This window comes from Mesorhizobium sp. HAY1-8B, from assembly GCF_056868045.1.
Genome location: NZ_CP200321.1, coordinates 1,604,018 through 1,621,484, shown reverse-complemented (window position 1 = coordinate 1,621,484; position 17,467 = coordinate 1,604,018). Strand labels below are relative to the sequence as shown.

The window sequence follows — 17,467 nt, the reverse complement described above, 5'->3', positions numbered from 1 at the left end:
AACTGAAGTTACTTGCCCGAACCGGCGATCTGGTCACCGTCGCGGGTCAGGTAGTAGGCAAACAGGATGGGCAACAGCGTCACCAGCACGACGACCATGGCCACGACATTGGTGACCGGACGCTGGCGCGGACGGATCAGCTCCTCCAGCATCCAGATAGGCACGGTCTGCTGCTGGCCGGCGGTGAAGGTGGTGACTATGACCTCATCGAAGGACAGCGCGAAGGCCAGCATGCCGCCAGCAAGCAGCGCGGTGGCGATGTTGGGCAGCACGACATGGCGGAAGGTCTGGAAACCATCGGCGCCGAGATCCATCGAGGCCTCGATCATCGAGCCGGAGGTGCGGCGGAAGCGGGCGACAGCGTTGTTGTAGACCACGACCACGCAGAAGGTGGCGTGGCCGAGCACGATCGTCCAGAACGAGAAGGGAATGTCGGCCAGCGCAAAGGCCGAGCGCAACGCGATGCCGGTGATGATGCCGGGCAGCGCGATCGGCAGGATGACCAAAAGCGAGATGGTTTCGCGGCCGAAGAATCTTGTGCGCGACACGGCGGCGGCACACAGCGTGCCGAGCACCAGTGCGATCGCTGTCGAGATGGCGGCGACGCGCACCGACAGGGATAGCGCCTCCCAGACGTCAGGCCGGTTCCAGGTGACGGCGAACCACTGCGTGGTCAGCCCCGGCGGCGGCCAGACGAAGCTCTTCTCCTCGGTGGTGAAGGCATAGACGAAGATCAGCAGGATCGGCAAATGCAGGAAGAGCAGGCCGCAGGCTGCAGCGACCTTCAGGCCGAGCGGAGCGGATTGACCACGATCAGAGCGCATCGAAAGCCCCCATGCGCTTGGCGCCGCAGAGGTAGAAGCCCATGATGACGATGGGCACCACGGTGAAGGCGGCGGCGAGCGGAATGTTGCCGGCCGTGCCTTGCTGCGAATAGACGGCCTGGCCGATGAACAGGCGCGAGGTGCCGATGATCTGCGGGATGATGTAATCGCCCAGCGTCAGCGAGAAGGTGAAGATCGAGCCGGCGACGATGCCGGGCAGCGCCAGCGGGAACAAAACATTGCGGAAGGTCTGCCCCGGCGAGGCGCCGAGGTCGGACGAGGCCTCGACCAGATTGCCGGGCACGCGCTCAAGCGCTGCCTGAACCGGCAGGATCATGAAGGGCAGCCAGACATAGACGAAGACGATGAAGGTGCCGGTGAACGAAACCGACAGCGAGTTGCCGCCGACGACCGGCAGCGACAGCCAGCCATCGAGCAGCCACAGCAAATGCAACTTGGCGAGCAGCCAGGTCAAAATGCCTTCCTTGGCGAGGATCAGCTTCCACGCGTAGATCTTGACCAGGTAGCTCGACCACAGTGGCAGCATGACGCCGAGATAAAACAGCGCCTTCCAGCGGCCGCGTGCGTAGCGCGCGGCATAGTAGGCGATCGGAAAGGCGACGATGGCCGAGGCCAGCGTGACCAGCGCCGCCATCGTCACCGTGCGCAGGATGATGTCGAGATTGGCGGCCTGGAACAGGTCGCCATAGGTCTTCAGCGTGAACTGCCGGTTGATGAGGCCGGAGAATTCGTCGATGGAGAAAAAGCTCTGCGCCAAGAGCGCGAAGAGCGAGCCGATATAGACGATGCCGAGCCACAGCACCGGCGGCAACAGCATCAGGAGCAGAAGCAGTTGCGGCCGGCGCCAGAACAGGTCCGACAACGCACCGCGCATGCCGCCGCTGCCCGGCAGGATCGCAGGAGCCGTGGCGCGCGGCATGGTGGCGTCGACGCTCATGCCGGCTCGTCCATCAGATGCAGGTGTTCGCGGTTGAAGGTGAGCACCACCGCCTCGCCTTCCACCGGCAGGGCAGTGCCTGCCGGCACGACGGCGTGCAGCTTCAATCCGTCGGCATCGAGCGCCAGCCTGGTGGTGGCGCCGAGATAGTTGGCCGAGACAAGACGGGCGGCGACGCCTTCGCCGCTTGCGGCACGGCCGACGCGAATGGATTCGGGTCGCAGGCTGCCCCAGCGGTGCTGGCCGGAATAGCGCTGGACGAAATCCGGCGGCAACACGTTGGAGGAGCCGACGAAATCGGCGACGAAACGGGTTCTCGGCCGCTGATAAATATCCTCCGGCGTGCCGATCTGCATGATCCTGCCGTCGTTGAAGACGGCAACCCGGTCCGCCATCGACAGCGCCTCGCCCTGGTCGTGGGTGACGAAGACGAAAGTGATGCCAAGCGCCTTCTGCAGCGATTTCAGCTCTTCCTGCATGTTCTCGCGCAGCTTGAGGTCGAGCGCGCCGAGCGGCTCGTCGAGCAGCAGCACCTTGGGCTGGTTGACCAGCGCGCGGGCCAGCGCGACACGCTGGCGCTGGCCGCCGGAAAGCTGGCCGGGCCGGCGGGCGCCGTAGCCGGGCAGCCTGACCAGCGACAGCGCTTCCTCGGCCGCCTTGTGGCGTTCGGCCTTGCCAACGCCCTTTACCATCAGCCCGTAGGCGACGTTGTCCAGCACATTGAGATGCGGGAACAGCGCATAGTCCTGGAAGACGGTGTTGACGTTGCGGCGGTAGGGCGGCACGCCCTCGGCGCGCTCGCCGAAGATCGAGATCGAACCGGCGGTGGGCTGTTCGAAACCGGCAATCAGGCGCAGGCATGTCGTCTTGCCCGAACCAGACGGCCCAAGCATGGCGAAGAATTCGCCCGGCGTTATGTCGAGATCGACGGCGTCGACAGCGCGAACGCTGCCGAAATGGCGGGAGACTTTCTGGAAGGAGACGGCAGAGGTCATGGGCTGTCAGTCTGTTGCCGGTTTTGTTCTATTGAATCATCTTCGCCTGCAAATCATGGCTTGGATGGCAAATTCGCGCGCCACTTCACCTCCCCCTCGATGGGGGAGGTCGCGGCGAAGCCGCGGGTGGGGGTGATCTGGCACAAACGCCCGCGCTGCCCCACCCCGACGCTGCGCGTCGACCCTCCCCACAAGGGGGAGGGTAAGCGAAATCACCGTCCGCCGATGACGCCGATATAGTCCGACACCCAGCGGTAGTAAGGCACGCACTGGTCGTTCTGGGTGACGCATTTCGAGACCGGCGTCTTCCAGAACTTGATCTTGTCGAAATTGTCGTAGCCGTTGGTCTTGCAGCCTTCCTCGCCGAGCAATTCATTGCCCTTGCAGGCGGCAGGGACGACCGGCAGCGAACCGAACCAGGCCGAAACATCGCCCTGCACCTTCGGCGACAGCGAATGCTCAAGCCACATATAGGCGCAGTTCGGATGAGCCGCGTCGGCTTCCATCATGGTGGTGTCGGCCCAGCCGGTGACGCCTTCTTCCGGCACGGTCGAGGCGACCGGCTTCTTGGCGGCGACCAGCGTGTTGACCTGATACGGCCACGAACCGGATGCCACGACGCCTTCATTCTGGAAATCGTCGACCTGAATGGCGGCATCATGCCAGTAGCGGCCGACCAGCGTGCGCTGGACGCGCAGCAGGTCGAGGGCGGCCTTGTACTGGTCTTCGTTGAGCTCGTAGGGGTCCTTGATGCCGAGTTCCGGCTTGTGGAACATCAGATAGTTGGCGGCGTCCGCGATGTGGATCGGTCCGTCATAGGCCTGGACGCGACCCTTGTTGGACTTGCCGTCCGGCAGCTTCATCTCCTCGAAGACGACGTTCCAGCTCTTGGGCGCTTCCTTGAACACCTCGGTGTTGTACATCAGGATGTTTGGGCCCCACTGATAGGGAACGCCGTAGTGCACCTTGTCGACGGTGAACCAGGGCGCGTCCTTGAGGCGATCGTCGACCGTCTTCCAGCTCGGGATCAGATCGGTGTTGATCGGCTGCACGCGCTTGCCGGCGACCAGGCGCAGCGAGGCATCGCCTGAAGCCGTGACGAGGTCGAAGCCGCCTTCGTTCATCAGCGAGACCATCTCGTCGGAGGTGTTGGCGGTCTTGACGTTGACCTTGCAGCCGCTCTCCTTCTCGAAAGCGGTGACCCAGTCATAGCCCTTGTCGGTCTCGCCGCGCTCGATATAGCCAGGCCAGGCAACGATGTTGACCTGGCCTTCGCCCTTGCCGAGCTCCTTGACCTGGGCGATGGCCTGACCCGAGAAGGTCAGCGCGACCGTCAGCGCAGTGCATGACTTCAGAAATGAATTCATCATCGATCTCCCATTTTGGCGCCCGATCCCGAAACCGCTCCGGTTTTCGCCAGATCACGCGCGGACTGAAAAACTGTCGGTTCGTCCTGTGGACTTGATGTCGCTCTGGTGGCGGCTTGGTCCGTGGAATGGAAGGTGCTTGGAAAATTCCGGTTTCGCAAATTCATTTATCAGAAAGTCGATATCGGTTTTTCCGATAGATTGACACTCTGCAATCAGGGGCGTTGGCGGACCGTGCGCTGCGACTGGGCAAGGCCGACGAAGTCCCGTGCCGCCTGCGGCAGGCCGGAGCCGCGCCGCCAGACCATGCCGACCTGGACCACCGGCAAGGAGCCTGAAATATCGCGCGATTCGATACGGTCGCCTTCCAGCGACCATGGCCGGTAGACAAGATCGGGCAGCAGCGCCACGCCGGCCCCGGTTGCAACCAGACTGCGCACTGCCTCGACCGAGCGGGTGCGGAAGGCGACATGCGGCTTGGCGCCGATCGCCGTCAGCAGCTTGCCGGTGTTCTCCTCGATCTCGTCGACGGTGAGCATGATCAGCGGTTCGCCGGCGATGTCGCCAATGCCGATGATGTCGGCGCCGGCGAGCGGATGGCCGAGCGGCAGCCACAGGCGGTAGGCCGAGACCTCGAGGATTTCGGACTGCAGCGCCGTGCGGTCGCGCAAATTGGAAGTGACCATGACGGCGATGTCTAGTTTGCCTCCGATCAGCAGATGTTCGAGGTAGTCGCCATTGTCCTCGATGGCCGAGACCTCGACACCCGGATAGGCGCGTCGATAGCGGGCGAGCAGATCCGACAGCACATAGCCGGCGACCAGCGAGGTGACGCCGAGCTGCAGCCGCCCGCCCGCCACAGCCTGCTCGCCGGAGAATGAGCGGCGCGCATCGGACACGTCGGCGAGGATCTTGGTCGCATGACGCAGGAACTGATGGCCCTTGTGGGTGATGTTGAGGCCACGCGGATGGCGCTCGAACAGTTCGACGCCGAGATCGCTTTCGAGTTCCTTGATCGCTTCGGTGACCGAGGATTGCGAGATGGAAAGGTTCTGCGCCGCGCCCGACACCGTGCCTTGCTCGGCGACGGCGATGAAGAACTGCAACTGGCGGATGGTGAAGGCCATGGCCGGACTAAACACCGGCGCGGGAAGGAAGGAAAGCCGGTGGCGGGCGTTCTCCGCGTCGAGGTTCTTCCGGTGGAATTCCGATTGAGAATACGGCACTTGCTGTCTCAGCGCCGAACCCGAACCTGTGCACATTCGAACCCGACACCTTGATGTCGGCAAGGGAGGTTCGTGCCGACCGGCGCTGTTTGCAATGATTGGATCGCATAAACATTGCGGGAGGGCGCTAACGCGGCGGATTTGACATCGCCATCAATCGTAACTAACTAAGTTACATGAAACGCAACAGCCGACTGTCCTCAACCCTGCACATTCTCGTCCACATGGCCGAGAAGCCCGAACAGGCGCTGACCTCCGAGCAGCTTGCCACCTTCATCCACACCAATCCGGTGGTGGTGCGTCGCACCATCGCCGGCTTGCGCGATGCCGGCATCGTCACCTCATCGCGCGGGCATGGCGGCGGCTGGCTGCTCGGGCGAACGCCCGGGACCATCTCGCTGGCCGAGATCAGCGCCGCGCTTGGCGAGACGCTGCTGCCGTTCAGCACCGAGCCGGAAAGCCCCGGCTGTCTCGTCGAGCAAGCGGTGATCGCCGTGCTCGACGATTTTCGCATCGCGGCGGAGAAGCTGCTGGCGGAGAAGCTCAGCCGCATCACGCTGGCCGACCTGACCGCCGATTTCCGCCGCCGTTATGACCTCATTGGAGTCTCCAGCCATGCAATATGACCTTGCCGTCGTCGGCGGCAGCTTTGCCGGCTTGTCCGCCGCGATCCAGGCGGCGCGGGCCCGGCGCAACGTCCTGGTGATCGACGCCGGCCAGCCGCGCAACCGCTTTGCCGCGCATTCGCATGGCTTTTTCGGTCAGGACGGGCGTACCCCCGGCGCCATACTCGACGATGCAAGGCGGCAACTGCTTGCCTATCCGACGGCCAGGTTTGTCCAGGCGCGTGCCGACAAGGCCGTGGCCAACAGCAGCAGCAATTTCGAGATCACCACCGATGGCGGCGAGACATTCGGCGCCGCGCGACTGGTTCTGGCCACCGGCGTGCGCGACATCCTGCCGGAGGTTCCCGGGCTTGCCGGGCAATGGGGCAAGACCGTGCTGCACTGCCCGTATTGCCACGGCTTCGAGGTTTCCGGCGGGCCGCTTGGCGTGCTCGCAACCGGCCCCATGTCCATGCATCAGGCGCAGTTGATCGCCGACTGGGGCGACGTCACGCTGTTCGGCAACGGCCAGATAGAGCCCGACACCGAGCAGATGCTCGCCATGGAGGGCAAGACCATCAGGTTCGAACCCGCGATAGTCAGCGAACTCAGGGAGGACGGCTCCGGCGGCCTGATCGTCCACCTCGACAGCGGCCGACAGGTTGGTGTCAGGGCGATGTTCACCGCACCGCGCAACATGATGGCGAGCCCGCTGGCCGAGCAGCTTGGTTGCGGCTTCACCGACAGCTTCCTCGGCCCGGTGATTACTGTCGATGACCGGCAGCAGACGACAGTCCCTGGCGTCTACGCTGCCGGCGACGCGGCGCGCGCGATGCACAACATCGCCTTTGCCGTATCGGGCGGGACTTTCGCTGGCGTGTGCGCCCACCAATCCCTGGTGTTCGGCTAAAAAGCGACTTCGCCGCCGGCGATGCTGAGCCGCGCGCCCGCCTGCGCCAGCGCCGCGGCCACATCGTGCGGCGGCGCGCGGTCGGTGGCGAGTTCGGAAAAGCCGTCGAAGCCGCAGACCTGGACAAGGCCCTGGCGGCCGAACTTCGTGTGGTCGGTGACGACGAGCGAGCGCTGGCCGCGTGACAGCACCATGCGGGCGAATTCGGCCTCTTCCAGATCGTAGTCCATGACACCCGTCACGGAATCGACGGCACCGGTGGAGATGATGGCATGGCTGACGGAGAAACGGCTGACGAACTCGATGGCCGAAATCCCGAACGCGGCCCCCGAATCGCTGCGCAATTCGCCGCCGGCCATATAGACTTTGTTGCCGTTGATGGTGGCCAGCGTGCGGGCGATATCAGACGAATTGGTGACGACCGTCAGCCGCCGGTGGCCGAGCAGTTCCCGCGCCAGGAACGAGGTCGTGGTGCCGGTATCGAGCATGATGGACTCGCCATCGCGGATGGTGGCGGCGACCATGCGGGCAATGACGCGCTTGGCATCGGCATTCTCGCGCATGCGTCGCTCGAACGGCGCTTCGCCGATCATCGACGGCAGGCCGATGGCACCATGCATCTTCAGCACCGACCCATCAGCGGTGAGCGGCTTGACGTCGCGGCGCACGGTTTCGAGCGAAACACCCAGCCGGTCGGCCAGGCTGGCGATGGTGACGGTTCCCTCTTCCTGCAGCAGCCGAAGGATCTCGCCGTGGCGTTTGGAATGGACCATTGGGGTTTCCCGGGCTCAGCTTTTGACCGATTTTAAGGCAATTCAAGCGCTTTTAAAGGGACTGACCCCTAGTTTCGGGCAAAACACCCAAAAAAAGTCACATCTTTTTGTTGACAACCGGGCAACCTTGGCGTGAAATCCAGCCATCGACAGGGGTTTCGGAGTTGCGACGGGAGCGCGATGGCAGAGCCGCAACTCACTGGCCAGGCAGTCTTGAACGTGCCTGACGCAAGGAATTTTCAGATCCGCGGGGGCGGATGCCGGGATCAAAAACCTGGCCAAGGGGCTCGTCGGTGCGGTGCGGGATACCGATCCTGGCGTCCCGCACCGACGAGATTATTTGCGTTTCTCCCCGCCGTCGCTGCGCTGTCCATGGCGCCTTGTCGAAGCCCAGCAACCCAGGGATGACCCCGTGATTGCCGAAGACCGCATCCGCGCCCTGCCCTGCTGGACCGGCTCCATCGAGATCGCCCCGCTGCCCGGCGGCCTGAGCAACGCCAATTATGTGGTCAGCGACGGTGCCGGACGGCATGTTGTGCGCTTCGGTCAGGACTACCCGTTCCACCATGTCTTCCGCGAACGCGAGGTGATGACCGCGCGGGCGGCCCATGCCGCCGGTTTCGCACCGGCGGTCCATTACGCCGAACCGGGCATCATGGTGACGGCGTTCCTTGGCGCCAAGACCTATCTTGCCGAGGACGTGCGCACCAATCTCGGCCGCGTCGCCGCCTTGATGCGCGGCTTCCACCGGGAGATGCCCAATCATATTTCCGGCGCCGGCTTCATGTTCTGGGTCTTCCACGTCATCCGCGATTATGCGCGCACGCTTGAGGAAGGCGGCAGCCGCAAGCGCGGTGACTTGCCACGGCTGCTGACGCTGGCAGACGAATTGGAGCGGGCGCAGAAATTGCTGCCGATCGTCTTCGGCCACAACGACCTTTTGCCGGCCAACATTCTCGACGACGGCAGCAGGCTGTGGCTGATCGATTTCGAATATGCCGGCTTCAACACGGCGATGTTCGACCTTGCCGGCGTCGCTTCGAATGCGGGCATGAGCGACGAGGAATCCTTCGCCTTCCTGACCGCCTATTTCATGAAGGAACCAGACGAGGCGATCCGCCGCTCGCACGCCGCCATGCAATGCGCCTCGCTGTTGCGCGAGGCGATGTGGAGCATGGTGTCGGAACTCTATCTCGACGCGCCCGGCATCGACTACGTCGCCTACACCGAGGAAAACCTGATGCGGCTCGACGCGGCGCTGGACAACTACCGGACGAAATACGGGATCCTGAAATCATGACCTTGCCCAGCCAGGCCGCGGTCGTCGTCATCGGCGGCGGCATCATCGGCTGCTCGACGGCCTATCATCTGGCGCGCGACCACAAGGCCGACGTCGTGCTGCTGGAACAGGGCAAGCTGACCTCGGGCTCGACCTGGCACGCGGCCGGTCTGGTCGGGCAACTACGCTCGTCGGCATCGATCACCCGGGTGCTCAAATATTCGGTCGACCTCTACAAGGGGCTGGAGGCTGAGACCGGTCTTGCTACCGGCTGGAAGATGACCGGCTGCCTGCGGCTTGCCACCAATGCAGACCGCTGGACCGAATACAAAAGGCTGGCGACGACGGCGAAGAGCTTCGGCATGGACATGCATCTTTTGTCGCCGGCCGAGGTCAAGGCGATGTGGCCGCTGATGGAAACCGGCGATCTCGTCGGTGCCTCCTGGCTGCCGACCGACGGCCAGGCGAGCCCTTCCGACATCACGCAGTCGCTGGCCAAGGGCGCGCGCATGCATGGCGCGAAGCTGTTCGAGGATGTCCGCGTCACCGGCTTCGAGATGAAGGGCGGCCGCATCACGGCCGTTAAGACAAATCAAGGCGACATCGCCTGCGACAAGGTGGTGAACTGCGCCGGCCAATGGGCACGGCAGGTGGGCGCCATGGCCGGCATCAATGTGCCGCTGCAGCCGGTGAAGCACCAATACATCATCACCGAGAAGATCGATGGACTGGCAACCGACGCGCCGACGCTGCGCGACCCCGACCGGCGCACCTATTTCAAGGAGGAGGTCGGCGGGCTGGTGATGGGCGGCTATGAGCCCAACCCGCAGGCATGGACGACAGGTGATGTGCCCAACGACTGGGAATTTCGGCTGTTCGACGACGATTACGATCATTTCGAACAGCACATGACACAGGCGATCGCACGGGTGCCGGCGCTGGAAAGCGTCGGCGTCAAGCAGATGATCAACGGACCGGAAAGCTTTACGCCGGACGGCAATTTCATTCTCGGCACAGCGCCCGAATGCGCCAACATGTTCGTCGGCGCCGGCTTCAACGCCTTCGGCATCGCCTCGGGCGGCGGCGCCGGCTGGGTGCTTGCGCAGTGGGTGGTCGACGGCGAGGCGCCGCTCGACCTGTGGGTGGTCGACATCAGGCGCTTTTCCAACCTGCACAGCGACCGGCAATGGGTGTGCGAACGCACGCTGGAAGCCTATGGCAAGCACTATACGATCGGCTTTCCGCACGAAGAGTATGCCTCAGGCCGGCCGCGCATCGTCTCGCCGCTTTACGACAGGCTGAAGCAACGGCGCGCGGTGTTTGGCTCCAAGCTCGGCTGGGAGCGGCCGAACTGGTTCGCACCCGAAGGCGTCGAGCCGCAGGACATCTATTCGATGGGCCGGCAGAACTGGTTTTCGGCGGTCGGCGACGAGCACCGGCATGTGCGCGAGCATGTCGGCATCTTCGACCAGTCGTCTTTCGCCAAATATGAATTGAGCGGCCCCGATGCGGCCAAGGCGCTGGACTGGATCTGCGCCAACGATGTCAGCAAGCCGGTCGGCCGGCTGACCTACACGCAACTTCTCAACACGCGGGGCGGCATAGAGGCCGACCTGACCGTGGCGCGGCTGGCCGAAGAGAAATTCTACATCGTCACCGGCACCGGTTTCCGCACGCATGATGCCTCCTGGATCCGTGACCATATCGGCGAGGGCCTCGATTGCAGGCTGACCGATGTCACCGAGGAATTCGGCACGCTGTCGCTGATGGGACCGCGCGCCCGCGATGTGCTTTCCGCGGTGACCGAGGCCGATGTGTCGAACGCGGCATTCCCGTTCGGTCATGTGCGCGAGATCGCCGTTGCCGGCCACACGGTGCGGGCGCTGCGCGTCACCTATGTCGGCGAACTCGGCTGGGAATTGCATGTGCCGATCGCGGCCACCGGTGACGTCTTCGACGCATTGACGGCGGCGGGCGAGAAGCACCGCATCCGCCCGGTCGGCTACCGGGCGCTGGAATCGCTGCGCCTGGAAAAGGGCTACCGCGCCTGGGGCTCCGACATCACGCCCAACGACACGCCGCAGGAAGCCGGGCTCGGCTGGGCGGTCAAGCTGCGCAAGAACACCGATTTCGTCGGACGGCGCGCGCTCGAGAAACTCGATGGCGTGCCTTTGAAGAAGCGCTTTGCCGGCTTCACGGTCGACAATCCGCAGATCGTGCTGCTCGGCCGGGAGACCATCCTGCGCGATGGCGAGCCTGTCGGTTACCTGACCAGCGGCGGCTATGGCTACACGCTCGGCAGGAATATCGGCTATGGCTATGTGCGCAATGGCGACGGGGTGAGCGACGATTTCCTCGCCTCGGGTGATTATGAACTGGTGGTCGCGATGGAGCGGACGCCAGCCAAGATCCATCTCGAGCCGATGTACGATCCAACAGCGGAGAGGGTAAAGGCCTAGATACGGTTCATCGTTTCGCCGAAACGCCGAACCGCCTCTTTGTGTTGACGCAATCCCCAAGAGAAAACAGCGACACACTCTTCCTGTAATTACTTCAGTTTACCCGCAGGACGAGGCCTCGGCTGGGCACGGTGTCGGCCTCGCCCGGCATGGAGACGTAAGGCCGCGTCTCCTCGGCGCGGGTGACGATGCCTTGCGCCTCGAGTTCGGCGATCCGTGCTGCAAAACCCTGATCCCACAGCGTGTTCTTGACCGTCAGCACGATCACCCCGCCGGGACGGCAGATGCGGATCAGGTCGTCCAGCCCTTCGACGCCGACATGGCCCGAGGTGAAGACGCCGGCCGAGATGATCCCGGCATAGGCATCGTCGGCAAAGGGCAATGGCCCGCCCATCGCCAGGCAATGCAGTGCGGAATAGACGCCCTTGCGGGCGGCCTGATCCAGCATGCCTTGCGAGATGTCCAGCGCCTCGACTTCGGGATAGCCCGCAATGTTCAACCATTCACCGATGAGCCCGGTGCCCGCGCCGGCATCGAGCAGCGGCGCCAAGCCACGCGGCAGATGGCGGGCGAGCAAGGCAAGGCAGATCGTCGGATGGCGATAACCGGCGGCTGACATGTCGGCGTCATACGTCTGCGACCAACGGTCATAGAGGGCGGCCACTTCCTCCGGCCGCTTCGCCGCATAGGCGGCGCCGAGCGCCCCATGATGTTTGCCGTCCACCATCGCCGTTCCGCCAGCCGCTCTCTTGCTCACCACGATCTGATGATAGCCAAACGGCGAAAATTGTGGAACCGTTGCGATGAGAAATAATCGCGTGGGGGCGCAGGCATGAGGACAGACGAGGCGCGGGCAGAACTTGCCGCCATTCCGGTGCTGGCCGGCTATGCCGGACCGCTGGACCGGCTTGGCGGCCTCACCAATCTGGTCTTCAAGGCCGGCGACTTCTGCCTGCGCATTCCGGGCAAGGGCACCGAGGAATACATCAACCGCGCCAACGAAGCGGTGGCCGCGCGTGAAGCGGCAAAGGCGGGCGTCAGCCCTGAAGTGCTGCATGCCGACGCCGGCACCGGCGTGATGGTGACGCGCTTCATCGCCGGTGCACAGACGATGTCACCGGAGAAATTCAGGGAACGGCCGGGCAGCCCCGCCCGCGCCGGCGAAGCGTTCCGCAAGCTGCACGCGTCCGGTGCGGCGTTTCCTTTCCGCTTCGAACTGTTCGCGATGATCGACGACTATCTCAAGGTCCTGTCGACCAAGGACGTCGCCCTGCCCGCCGGCTACCATGGCGTGGTGCGCGAGGCCGGGAGCGTGCGCTCGGCGCTGGCCACCCATCCCTTGCCGCTCGTCGCCTGCCATTGCGATCCGCTGTGCGAAAACTTCCTCGATACGGGCGAGCGGATGTGGATCGTCGACTGGGAATATTCGGGGATGAACGACCCGCTCTGGGATCTCGGCGACCTCAGTGTCGAAGGCAAGTTCGACGCTGCGCAGGACGAGGAGATGATGCGCGCCTATTTTGGCGGCGAAGCAAAGCCGGCGGAGCGCGGCCGTATCGTCATCTACAAGGCGATGTGCGACCTGCTGTGGACGCTGTGGGGGCTGATACAGCTTGCCAACGACAATCCCGTCGACGATTTCCGCGCCTATGCCGACGGCCGCTTCGCGCGCTGCAGGGCGTTGATGGAGACGCCGGAGTTTTCGCGGCATCTGGCGGCAATACGCCGGGGTTAGCCCTTTGGGCGACAGGCGTCAATTCACGCCCTTCGGCACGTTTTCAGGCGGCACCGTGGTGTCGACCACCTTTTGGCGGTGGAAAATGAAGATGCCGGCCAGGACGACGATGCCCGAGCCGATCAGGATGCGCGGGCCGGGAACGTCACCGAAGAACACCAACCCAAACACCACGGCCCATAGCAGCAGCGTGTAGTGCAGCGGTGCCAGCGTCGAGGCCGGCGCCAGCTTCAATGCCCTGGTGATCATCAGATGGGCGGCACAGGAGACGATGCCAAGCAGGAGCATGGCGCCGAAATCGATCGCGGAGGGTGTCCGCCACGCGCCGATGGTCAGCGCGCCGCCGACCAGCAACGTGCCGATCGTCTGCCATGTCACAAGGTTGGTATCGCTGGTGCCACGCAAACGCCGGTTAAGGATGATGGCGAAGGCAAAGGCGATGCTGCCAACGAGGGCGAAGGCCGAGGATAGCGAAAACGCCTCCGAGGACGGCTTCAGGATGATCAGCACGCCGCAGAAGCCGACCAGGATCGCCAGCCAGCGCCGCCAGCCGACCTTTTCGCCCAGCAGCAGGTGCGACAACGCCGCGACGTAGATCGGTCCGGCCATGTAGAAGCTCATCACATCGGCGAGCGGCAGATAGACGACCGCGGCATAGAACAGCCCGGTATCGGCCGTGGTCGCCACCACGCGCAGGAGTTGGAGGATGGGCCGCTCCAAGCGGAAAAGCTTTGCGGCGCCCTGGTTGGCGATCATCGGACCGAGCACGATGAAGGCGCCGACAGAGCGGATCAGCACCACCTGACCGACAGAGAAGCTCGCGACCAGCCATTTGCCCATCGCATCGTTCAGCGCAAACATGAAATCGCCGGCCAGCATCAGCAGAATGCCGGCCAGAAGAACGTTCCTGATTGTGGAATTCTGCGCCACGGGCTGCGTCATGCCGATCCCGATTCCTCCCTCACGTAGGCCGCGTCGTAGACCGAAGCCGCTGCTTTGACGAGGCGAAATCAGGAAATCGGTAAGACCAGCATGGGGAATCGGCTATATCTAGGTGGTTCTGTGCCTGCGGTTCACCTGCGCCGGCCTGCCAGGCAGGGAAAGCCTGGTATCCTGCCTTGTCCGTTCCGCCACAACCTTGCCCTTGGCGATGACGCCAATGCGCTCGGCGCGCAGGCGCAGGGCCTCGATCGGATTGCCGGCGTCGAGAATGACAAGACTGGCGCGCTTGCCGACCGCCAGGCCCAGATGATCCAACCCCATGATGGCGGCGTTGACGTTGGTGACCATGTCGAAGCAGCGCGCCATGTCGGCCGGGCTCGACATCTGGGCGACGTGCAGACCCATGAAGGCGACATCGAGCATGTCGGCGGTGCCCAGCGAATACCAGGGATCGAGCACGCAATCCTGGCCCCAGCCGACGCGGATGCCCAGCGCCTGCATTTCCTTGACCCGGGTCAGGCCACGGCGCTTGGGGAAGGTGTCGTGACGGCCTTGCAACATGATGTTGATCAGCGGGTTGGGGATGGCGGAGACGCCGGCCTCGGCGATCAGCGGCAGAAGTTTCGAGACATAGTAGTTGTCCATCGAATGCATCGAGGTGAGATGCGAGCCTGCCACCCTGCCCTGCAGGCCCAGGCGCTGCGTTTCATAGGCCAGCTGCTCGATGTGGCGCGACAGCGGGTCGTCGGTCTCGTCGCAATGCAGGTCGACCATCAGGCCGCGTTTTGCCGCGATCTCACAAAGCTCGGTCACCGAGCGCGTGCCGTCGGCCATGCTACGCTCGAAATGCGGGATGCCGCCGACGATATCGACGCCCATGTCCAGCGCACGAATGGTGTTTTCGCGCGCCTTCGGCGAGCGGTAGAAGCCGTCTTGCGGAAACGCCACGAGTTGCAGGTCGATGTAAGGGGCGATCGTTTTCTTGACGTCGAGCAGGGCCTCGACCGCAAGCAGCCTGTCGTCGCAGACATCGACATGGGTGCGGATGGCGAGCAGGCCCATCGACACCGCCCAGTCGCAATAGGCAAGCGCCCGGTCGCGCACCGCCTCGTGCGTCAGCAACGGCTTCAGTTCACCCCATAACGCAATGCCTTCGAGCAGCGTGCCCGAGGCGTTGATGCGCGGAATGCCATAGGACAGCGTTGCATCCATGTGGAAATGCGGATCGACAAAGGGCGGCGAGACCAGATTACCGCTTGCATCGACCTCGGTCCGGGCGGAACCCTGCAGTTTGGGCTCGATCGCCGCGATCGTCTCGCCGCTGATGCCGATGTCGGCAATCCTGCCATCCGGCAGCGTGCCGCCACGAACGATAAGGTCGAAATCCATCTGTCGTCATCCCATTCCAGAATCACCCAGCCATGGTGGCGCAAAAGACAGCTTGCCGCAGCCGTTTCTTTCGCCGACCGCGAAAGGTTTCCTCCAGCGACAACTCCCTCTATAAGCCGCCTTTCGTCCACGCAGCGATCGGCTTCGGACTCAAGGCCACAGTCGCAAACCATGGAAGTCCCGTGTGAACCTGAACTTGCCGTTCCTGAAACGCGACGAACGCTCGGTGGAGAACCAGCGCCTTATCGGGCGGTTGGTAAAAGAGTCCTTCGGGCAGCATAAGTTCGGATACGGCGCCGCCATCCTGTCGATGCTGGTGGTGGCCGGCATGACGGCTGCCAGCGCCTGGATCCTGCGCGAAATCACCAATGAATTCGTGATCGACAAGCGGGTCGACCGTGTCAACATGATTGCCGGCGCGGTCGCCGGGATTTTCATCCTCAAGGGCCTCGCCAATTTCGTCCAGGCCTACTTCATGAGCCGGGTCGGCAATGCCATCATCGCCGACCGGCAGCGCAAGATCTACGACCGCATCCTGGCGCAAGGCATCGAATTCTACCATTCGACCTCGTCATCCGACCTGATCACCCGCATGACCAACAATGCCCAGGCGGCACGCAACGTGCTCGACCTGATCGTTACTTCCTATGTCCGCGATCTGGTGACCCTGCTCGCCTTGATTGGCGTCATGGTCTGGCAGCAACCGATGCTGTCGCTGATCTGCTTCGTCGTCGGTCCGCTGGCCATCTACGGCGTCAATCGCATCCTGAAGCGTGTGCGCAAGTTCGCTGCCATGGAGTTCCGCTCGGTCGGCCAGATCATTCAGGTGATGCAGGAAACCGCGATCGGCGTGCGGGTGGTCAAATCCTTCAACCTCGAAAGCTTGATGCGCAAGCGCATGTACAAGGCGGTGGCGGACGTCGAGGATCGGGCCAACAACATCGCCGCGCTGGAAGCGGTGACCAGCCCGGTGATGGAGACGCTGGCAGGGCTGGCGATCGCCGGCGCCGTCATGGTCAGCGGCTTCCTGGTCCTGCAGGGCGGCCAGATGCCTGGCAACATCATGGCCTTCATCGCGGCGCTGCTGCTTGCTTATGAGCCGGCAAAGCGGCTTGCGCGCGTGCGCATCTCGTTGGAAAGCGGCATTGTCGGCGTGCGCATGATGTTCCAACTCGCCGACGAGCCGCTGACCCTGGCCGAGAAACCGGGCGCGCGGCCGCTTCGGGCCGGACCAGGCGAGATCCGGTTCGATGCCGTCAGCTTCGCCTATCAGAACGGTCCGCCTGTGCTCGACGGATTCGACCTGACCCTTTCAGCGGGCAAGATGACGGCGCTGGTCGGGCCTTCCGGCGGCGGCAAGTCGACCATCCTGAACCTGATCATGCGCATGTACGACCCGAAGAGCGGCAAGGTCCTGCTCGACGGCCAGGATATTTCGCATGCGACGCTCGCCTCGCTCAGGGAAAAGATCGCCTATGTCAGCCAGGAGACATTCCTGTTTGCCGGCACGATCATGCACAACATCCGGCTCGGGCGAGAAGGCGCGACCGACGAAGAGGTGATTACCGCCGCCAAGGCCGCCAACGCGCATGACTTCATCATGGCGCAGGCGAAAGGCTATGAGACCGATGTCGGCGAGAATGGCGGCCTCTTGTCGGGCGGCCAGCGCCAACGCATCTCGATCGCACGCGCCATGCTGCGCAACGCCGAAATCCTGCTCTTGGACGAGGCGACCAGCGCGCTCGACGCCGAATCCGAAGCGCTGTTCCGCGAAGCACTGCAGCAACTGACCGAAGGCCGCACGACGATCGTCATCGCGCACCGCCTGTCGACCGTGCATCAGGCCGACACGATCGTGGTGCTGGAGGGCGGCAAGGTGGTAGAGAGCGGCTCTCACAAGGCGCTGCTCAACCAGGGCGGGCTTTACCAGAAGCTGTATGAGTATCAGCTGATGCCGTAGCGCGGCGCCTTTCCTTCTCCCCTTGTGGGAGAAGGAAGAAACTAC

Annotated in this window: 15 protein-coding genes; 6 read left to right on the top strand and 9 right to left on the bottom strand. The window is 63.7% G+C overall.

Annotated features, from left to right (window positions below):
* Positions 1 to 8: 8 nt before the first annotated feature.
* From AC1VON_RS07935 to AC1VON_RS07915, 5 genes are all read right to left on the bottom strand, one after another.
* On the bottom strand, positions 9 to 824 hold the full coding sequence (locus AC1VON_RS07935; protein ID WP_172347165.1) for an ABC transporter permease: 816 nt from the start codon (positions 822 to 824) through the stop codon (positions 9 to 11).
* Complete coding sequence (locus AC1VON_RS07930; RefSeq protein WP_483121379.1) at positions 814 to 1,782, bottom strand: ABC transporter permease; 969 nt, start codon at positions 1,780 to 1,782, stop codon at positions 814 to 816. Before AC1VON_RS07930 ends, AC1VON_RS07935 begins: the two co-directional genes overlap by 11 nt.
* Positions 1,779 to 2,777, bottom strand: a complete 999-nt coding sequence (locus AC1VON_RS07925; protein ID WP_483121377.1) for an ABC transporter ATP-binding protein — start codon at positions 2,775 to 2,777, stop codon at positions 1,779 to 1,781. The genes AC1VON_RS07930 and AC1VON_RS07925 overlap by 4 nt, the downstream gene beginning before the upstream one ends.
* 212 nt (positions 2,778 to 2,989) lie before the next feature.
* On the bottom strand, positions 2,990 to 4,144 hold the full coding sequence (locus tag AC1VON_RS07920; protein WP_483121376.1) for an ABC transporter substrate-binding protein: 1,155 nt from the start codon (positions 4,142 to 4,144) through the stop codon (positions 2,990 to 2,992).
* Between the two features lie 215 nt (positions 4,145 to 4,359).
* On the bottom strand, positions 4,360 to 5,271 hold the full coding sequence (locus AC1VON_RS07915) for a LysR family transcriptional regulator (RefSeq protein ID WP_056569659.1): 912 nt from the start codon (positions 5,269 to 5,271) through the stop codon (positions 4,360 to 4,362).
* A 275-nt stretch (positions 5,272 to 5,546) separates the two neighbouring features.
* Between AC1VON_RS07915 and AC1VON_RS07910 the strand changes: the two genes are divergently transcribed.
* On the top strand, positions 5,547 to 5,996 hold the full coding sequence (locus AC1VON_RS07910; protein WP_483121374.1) for an RrF2 family transcriptional regulator: 450 nt from the start codon (positions 5,547 to 5,549) through the stop codon (positions 5,994 to 5,996).
* Entirely contained in the window at positions 5,986 to 6,885 is a 900-nt protein-coding gene (locus AC1VON_RS07905; RefSeq protein WP_483121372.1) for an NAD(P)/FAD-dependent oxidoreductase, read from the top strand. The genes AC1VON_RS07910 and AC1VON_RS07905 overlap by 11 nt, the downstream gene beginning before the upstream one ends.
* Here the strand turns inward: AC1VON_RS07905 and AC1VON_RS07900 are convergent.
* Positions 6,882 to 7,658, bottom strand: coding sequence for a DeoR/GlpR family DNA-binding transcription regulator (locus AC1VON_RS07900; protein WP_172347171.1), 777 nt, complete (start codon positions 7,656 to 7,658; stop codon positions 6,882 to 6,884). The two genes, AC1VON_RS07905 and AC1VON_RS07900, sit on opposite strands and share 4 nt — an antisense overlap.
* Positions 7,659 to 8,070: 412 nt before the next feature.
* Between AC1VON_RS07900 and AC1VON_RS07895 the strand changes: the two genes are divergently transcribed.
* Both AC1VON_RS07895 and AC1VON_RS07890 read left to right on the top strand, forming a co-directional pair.
* Positions 8,071 to 8,958 (top strand): phosphotransferase, encoded by an 888-nt coding sequence (locus tag AC1VON_RS07895; RefSeq protein ID WP_483121370.1) that lies wholly within the window; start codon positions 8,071 to 8,073, stop codon positions 8,956 to 8,958.
* Complete coding sequence (locus AC1VON_RS07890; protein WP_483121368.1) at positions 8,955 to 11,396, top strand: GcvT family protein; 2,442 nt, start codon at positions 8,955 to 8,957, stop codon at positions 11,394 to 11,396. The genes AC1VON_RS07895 and AC1VON_RS07890 overlap by 4 nt, the downstream gene beginning before the upstream one ends.
* Before the next feature lie 94 nt (positions 11,397 to 11,490).
* On the opposite strand, the gene AC1VON_RS07885 is transcribed toward AC1VON_RS07890, so the two are convergent.
* Positions 11,491 to 12,123: a class I SAM-dependent DNA methyltransferase gene (locus AC1VON_RS07885; RefSeq protein ID WP_172352769.1), complete on the bottom strand. Its 633-nt coding sequence runs from the start codon at positions 12,121 to 12,123 to the stop codon at positions 11,491 to 11,493.
* A 105-nt stretch (positions 12,124 to 12,228) separates the two neighbouring features.
* On the opposite strand from AC1VON_RS07885, the gene AC1VON_RS07880 reads away from it, so the two are divergent.
* The gene (locus tag AC1VON_RS07880) at positions 12,229 to 13,131 is read left to right on the top strand and encodes a phosphotransferase (protein ID WP_483121366.1); all 903 of its coding nucleotides are present in this window, start codon (positions 12,229 to 12,231) and stop codon (positions 13,129 to 13,131) included.
* 18 nt (positions 13,132 to 13,149) lie between these two features.
* On the opposite strand, the gene AC1VON_RS07875 is transcribed toward AC1VON_RS07880, so the two are convergent.
* A complete protein-coding gene (locus AC1VON_RS07875; RefSeq protein WP_483121364.1) occupies positions 13,150 to 14,073 on the bottom strand; it encodes a DMT family transporter in 924 nt (307 codons plus the stop codon).
* 108 nt (positions 14,074 to 14,181) lie between these two features.
* A complete protein-coding gene (locus AC1VON_RS07870) occupies positions 14,182 to 15,462 on the bottom strand; it encodes an amidohydrolase family protein (RefSeq protein ID WP_483121363.1) in 1,281 nt (426 codons plus the stop codon).
* A 205-nt stretch (positions 15,463 to 15,667) separates the two neighbouring features.
* Between AC1VON_RS07870 and AC1VON_RS07865 the strand changes: the two genes are divergently transcribed.
* A complete protein-coding gene (locus AC1VON_RS07865; protein ID WP_483126288.1) occupies positions 15,668 to 17,422 on the top strand; it encodes an ABC transporter ATP-binding protein in 1,755 nt (584 codons plus the stop codon).
* Positions 17,423 to 17,467: the final 45 nt, after the last annotated feature.

Bases quoted from the DNA above. Each gene is read 5' to 3' on its own strand.
- AC1VON_RS07870 (WP_483121363.1), bottom strand. From the start codon at position 15,462: ATGGATTTCGACCTTATCGTTCGTGGCGGCACGCTGCCGGATGGCAGG.
- AC1VON_RS07905 (WP_483121372.1), top strand. From the start codon at position 5,986: ATGCAATATGACCTTGCCGTCGTCGGCGGCAGCTTTGCCGGCTTGTCC.
- AC1VON_RS07920 (WP_483121376.1), bottom strand. From the start codon at position 4,144: ATGAATTCATTTCTGAAGTCATGCACTGCGCTGACGGTCGCGCTGACC.
- AC1VON_RS07890 (WP_483121368.1), top strand. From the start codon at position 8,955: ATGACCTTGCCCAGCCAGGCCGCGGTCGTCGTCATCGGCGGCGGCATC.
- AC1VON_RS07915 (WP_056569659.1), bottom strand. From the start codon at position 5,271: ATGGCCTTCACCATCCGCCAGTTGCAGTTCTTCATCGCCGTCGCCGAG.
- AC1VON_RS07880 (WP_483121366.1), top strand. From the start codon at position 12,229: ATGAGGACAGACGAGGCGCGGGCAGAACTTGCCGCCATTCCGGTGCTG.
- AC1VON_RS07935 (WP_172347165.1), bottom strand. From the start codon at position 824: ATGCGCTCTGATCGTGGTCAATCCGCTCCGCTCGGCCTGAAGGTCGCT.
- AC1VON_RS07910 (WP_483121374.1), top strand. From the start codon at position 5,547: ATGAAACGCAACAGCCGACTGTCCTCAACCCTGCACATTCTCGTCCAC.
- AC1VON_RS07925 (WP_483121377.1), bottom strand. From the start codon at position 2,777: ATGACCTCTGCCGTCTCCTTCCAGAAAGTCTCCCGCCATTTCGGCAGC.
- AC1VON_RS07885 (WP_172352769.1), bottom strand. From the start codon at position 12,123: ATGGTGGACGGCAAACATCATGGGGCGCTCGGCGCCGCCTATGCGGCG.
- AC1VON_RS07875 (WP_483121364.1), bottom strand. From the start codon at position 14,073: ATGACGCAGCCCGTGGCGCAGAATTCCACAATCAGGAACGTTCTTCTG.
- AC1VON_RS07900 (WP_172347171.1), bottom strand. From the start codon at position 7,658: ATGGTCCATTCCAAACGCCACGGCGAGATCCTTCGGCTGCTGCAGGAA.
- AC1VON_RS07930 (WP_483121379.1), bottom strand. From the start codon at position 1,782: ATGAGCGTCGACGCCACCATGCCGCGCGCCACGGCTCCTGCGATCCTG.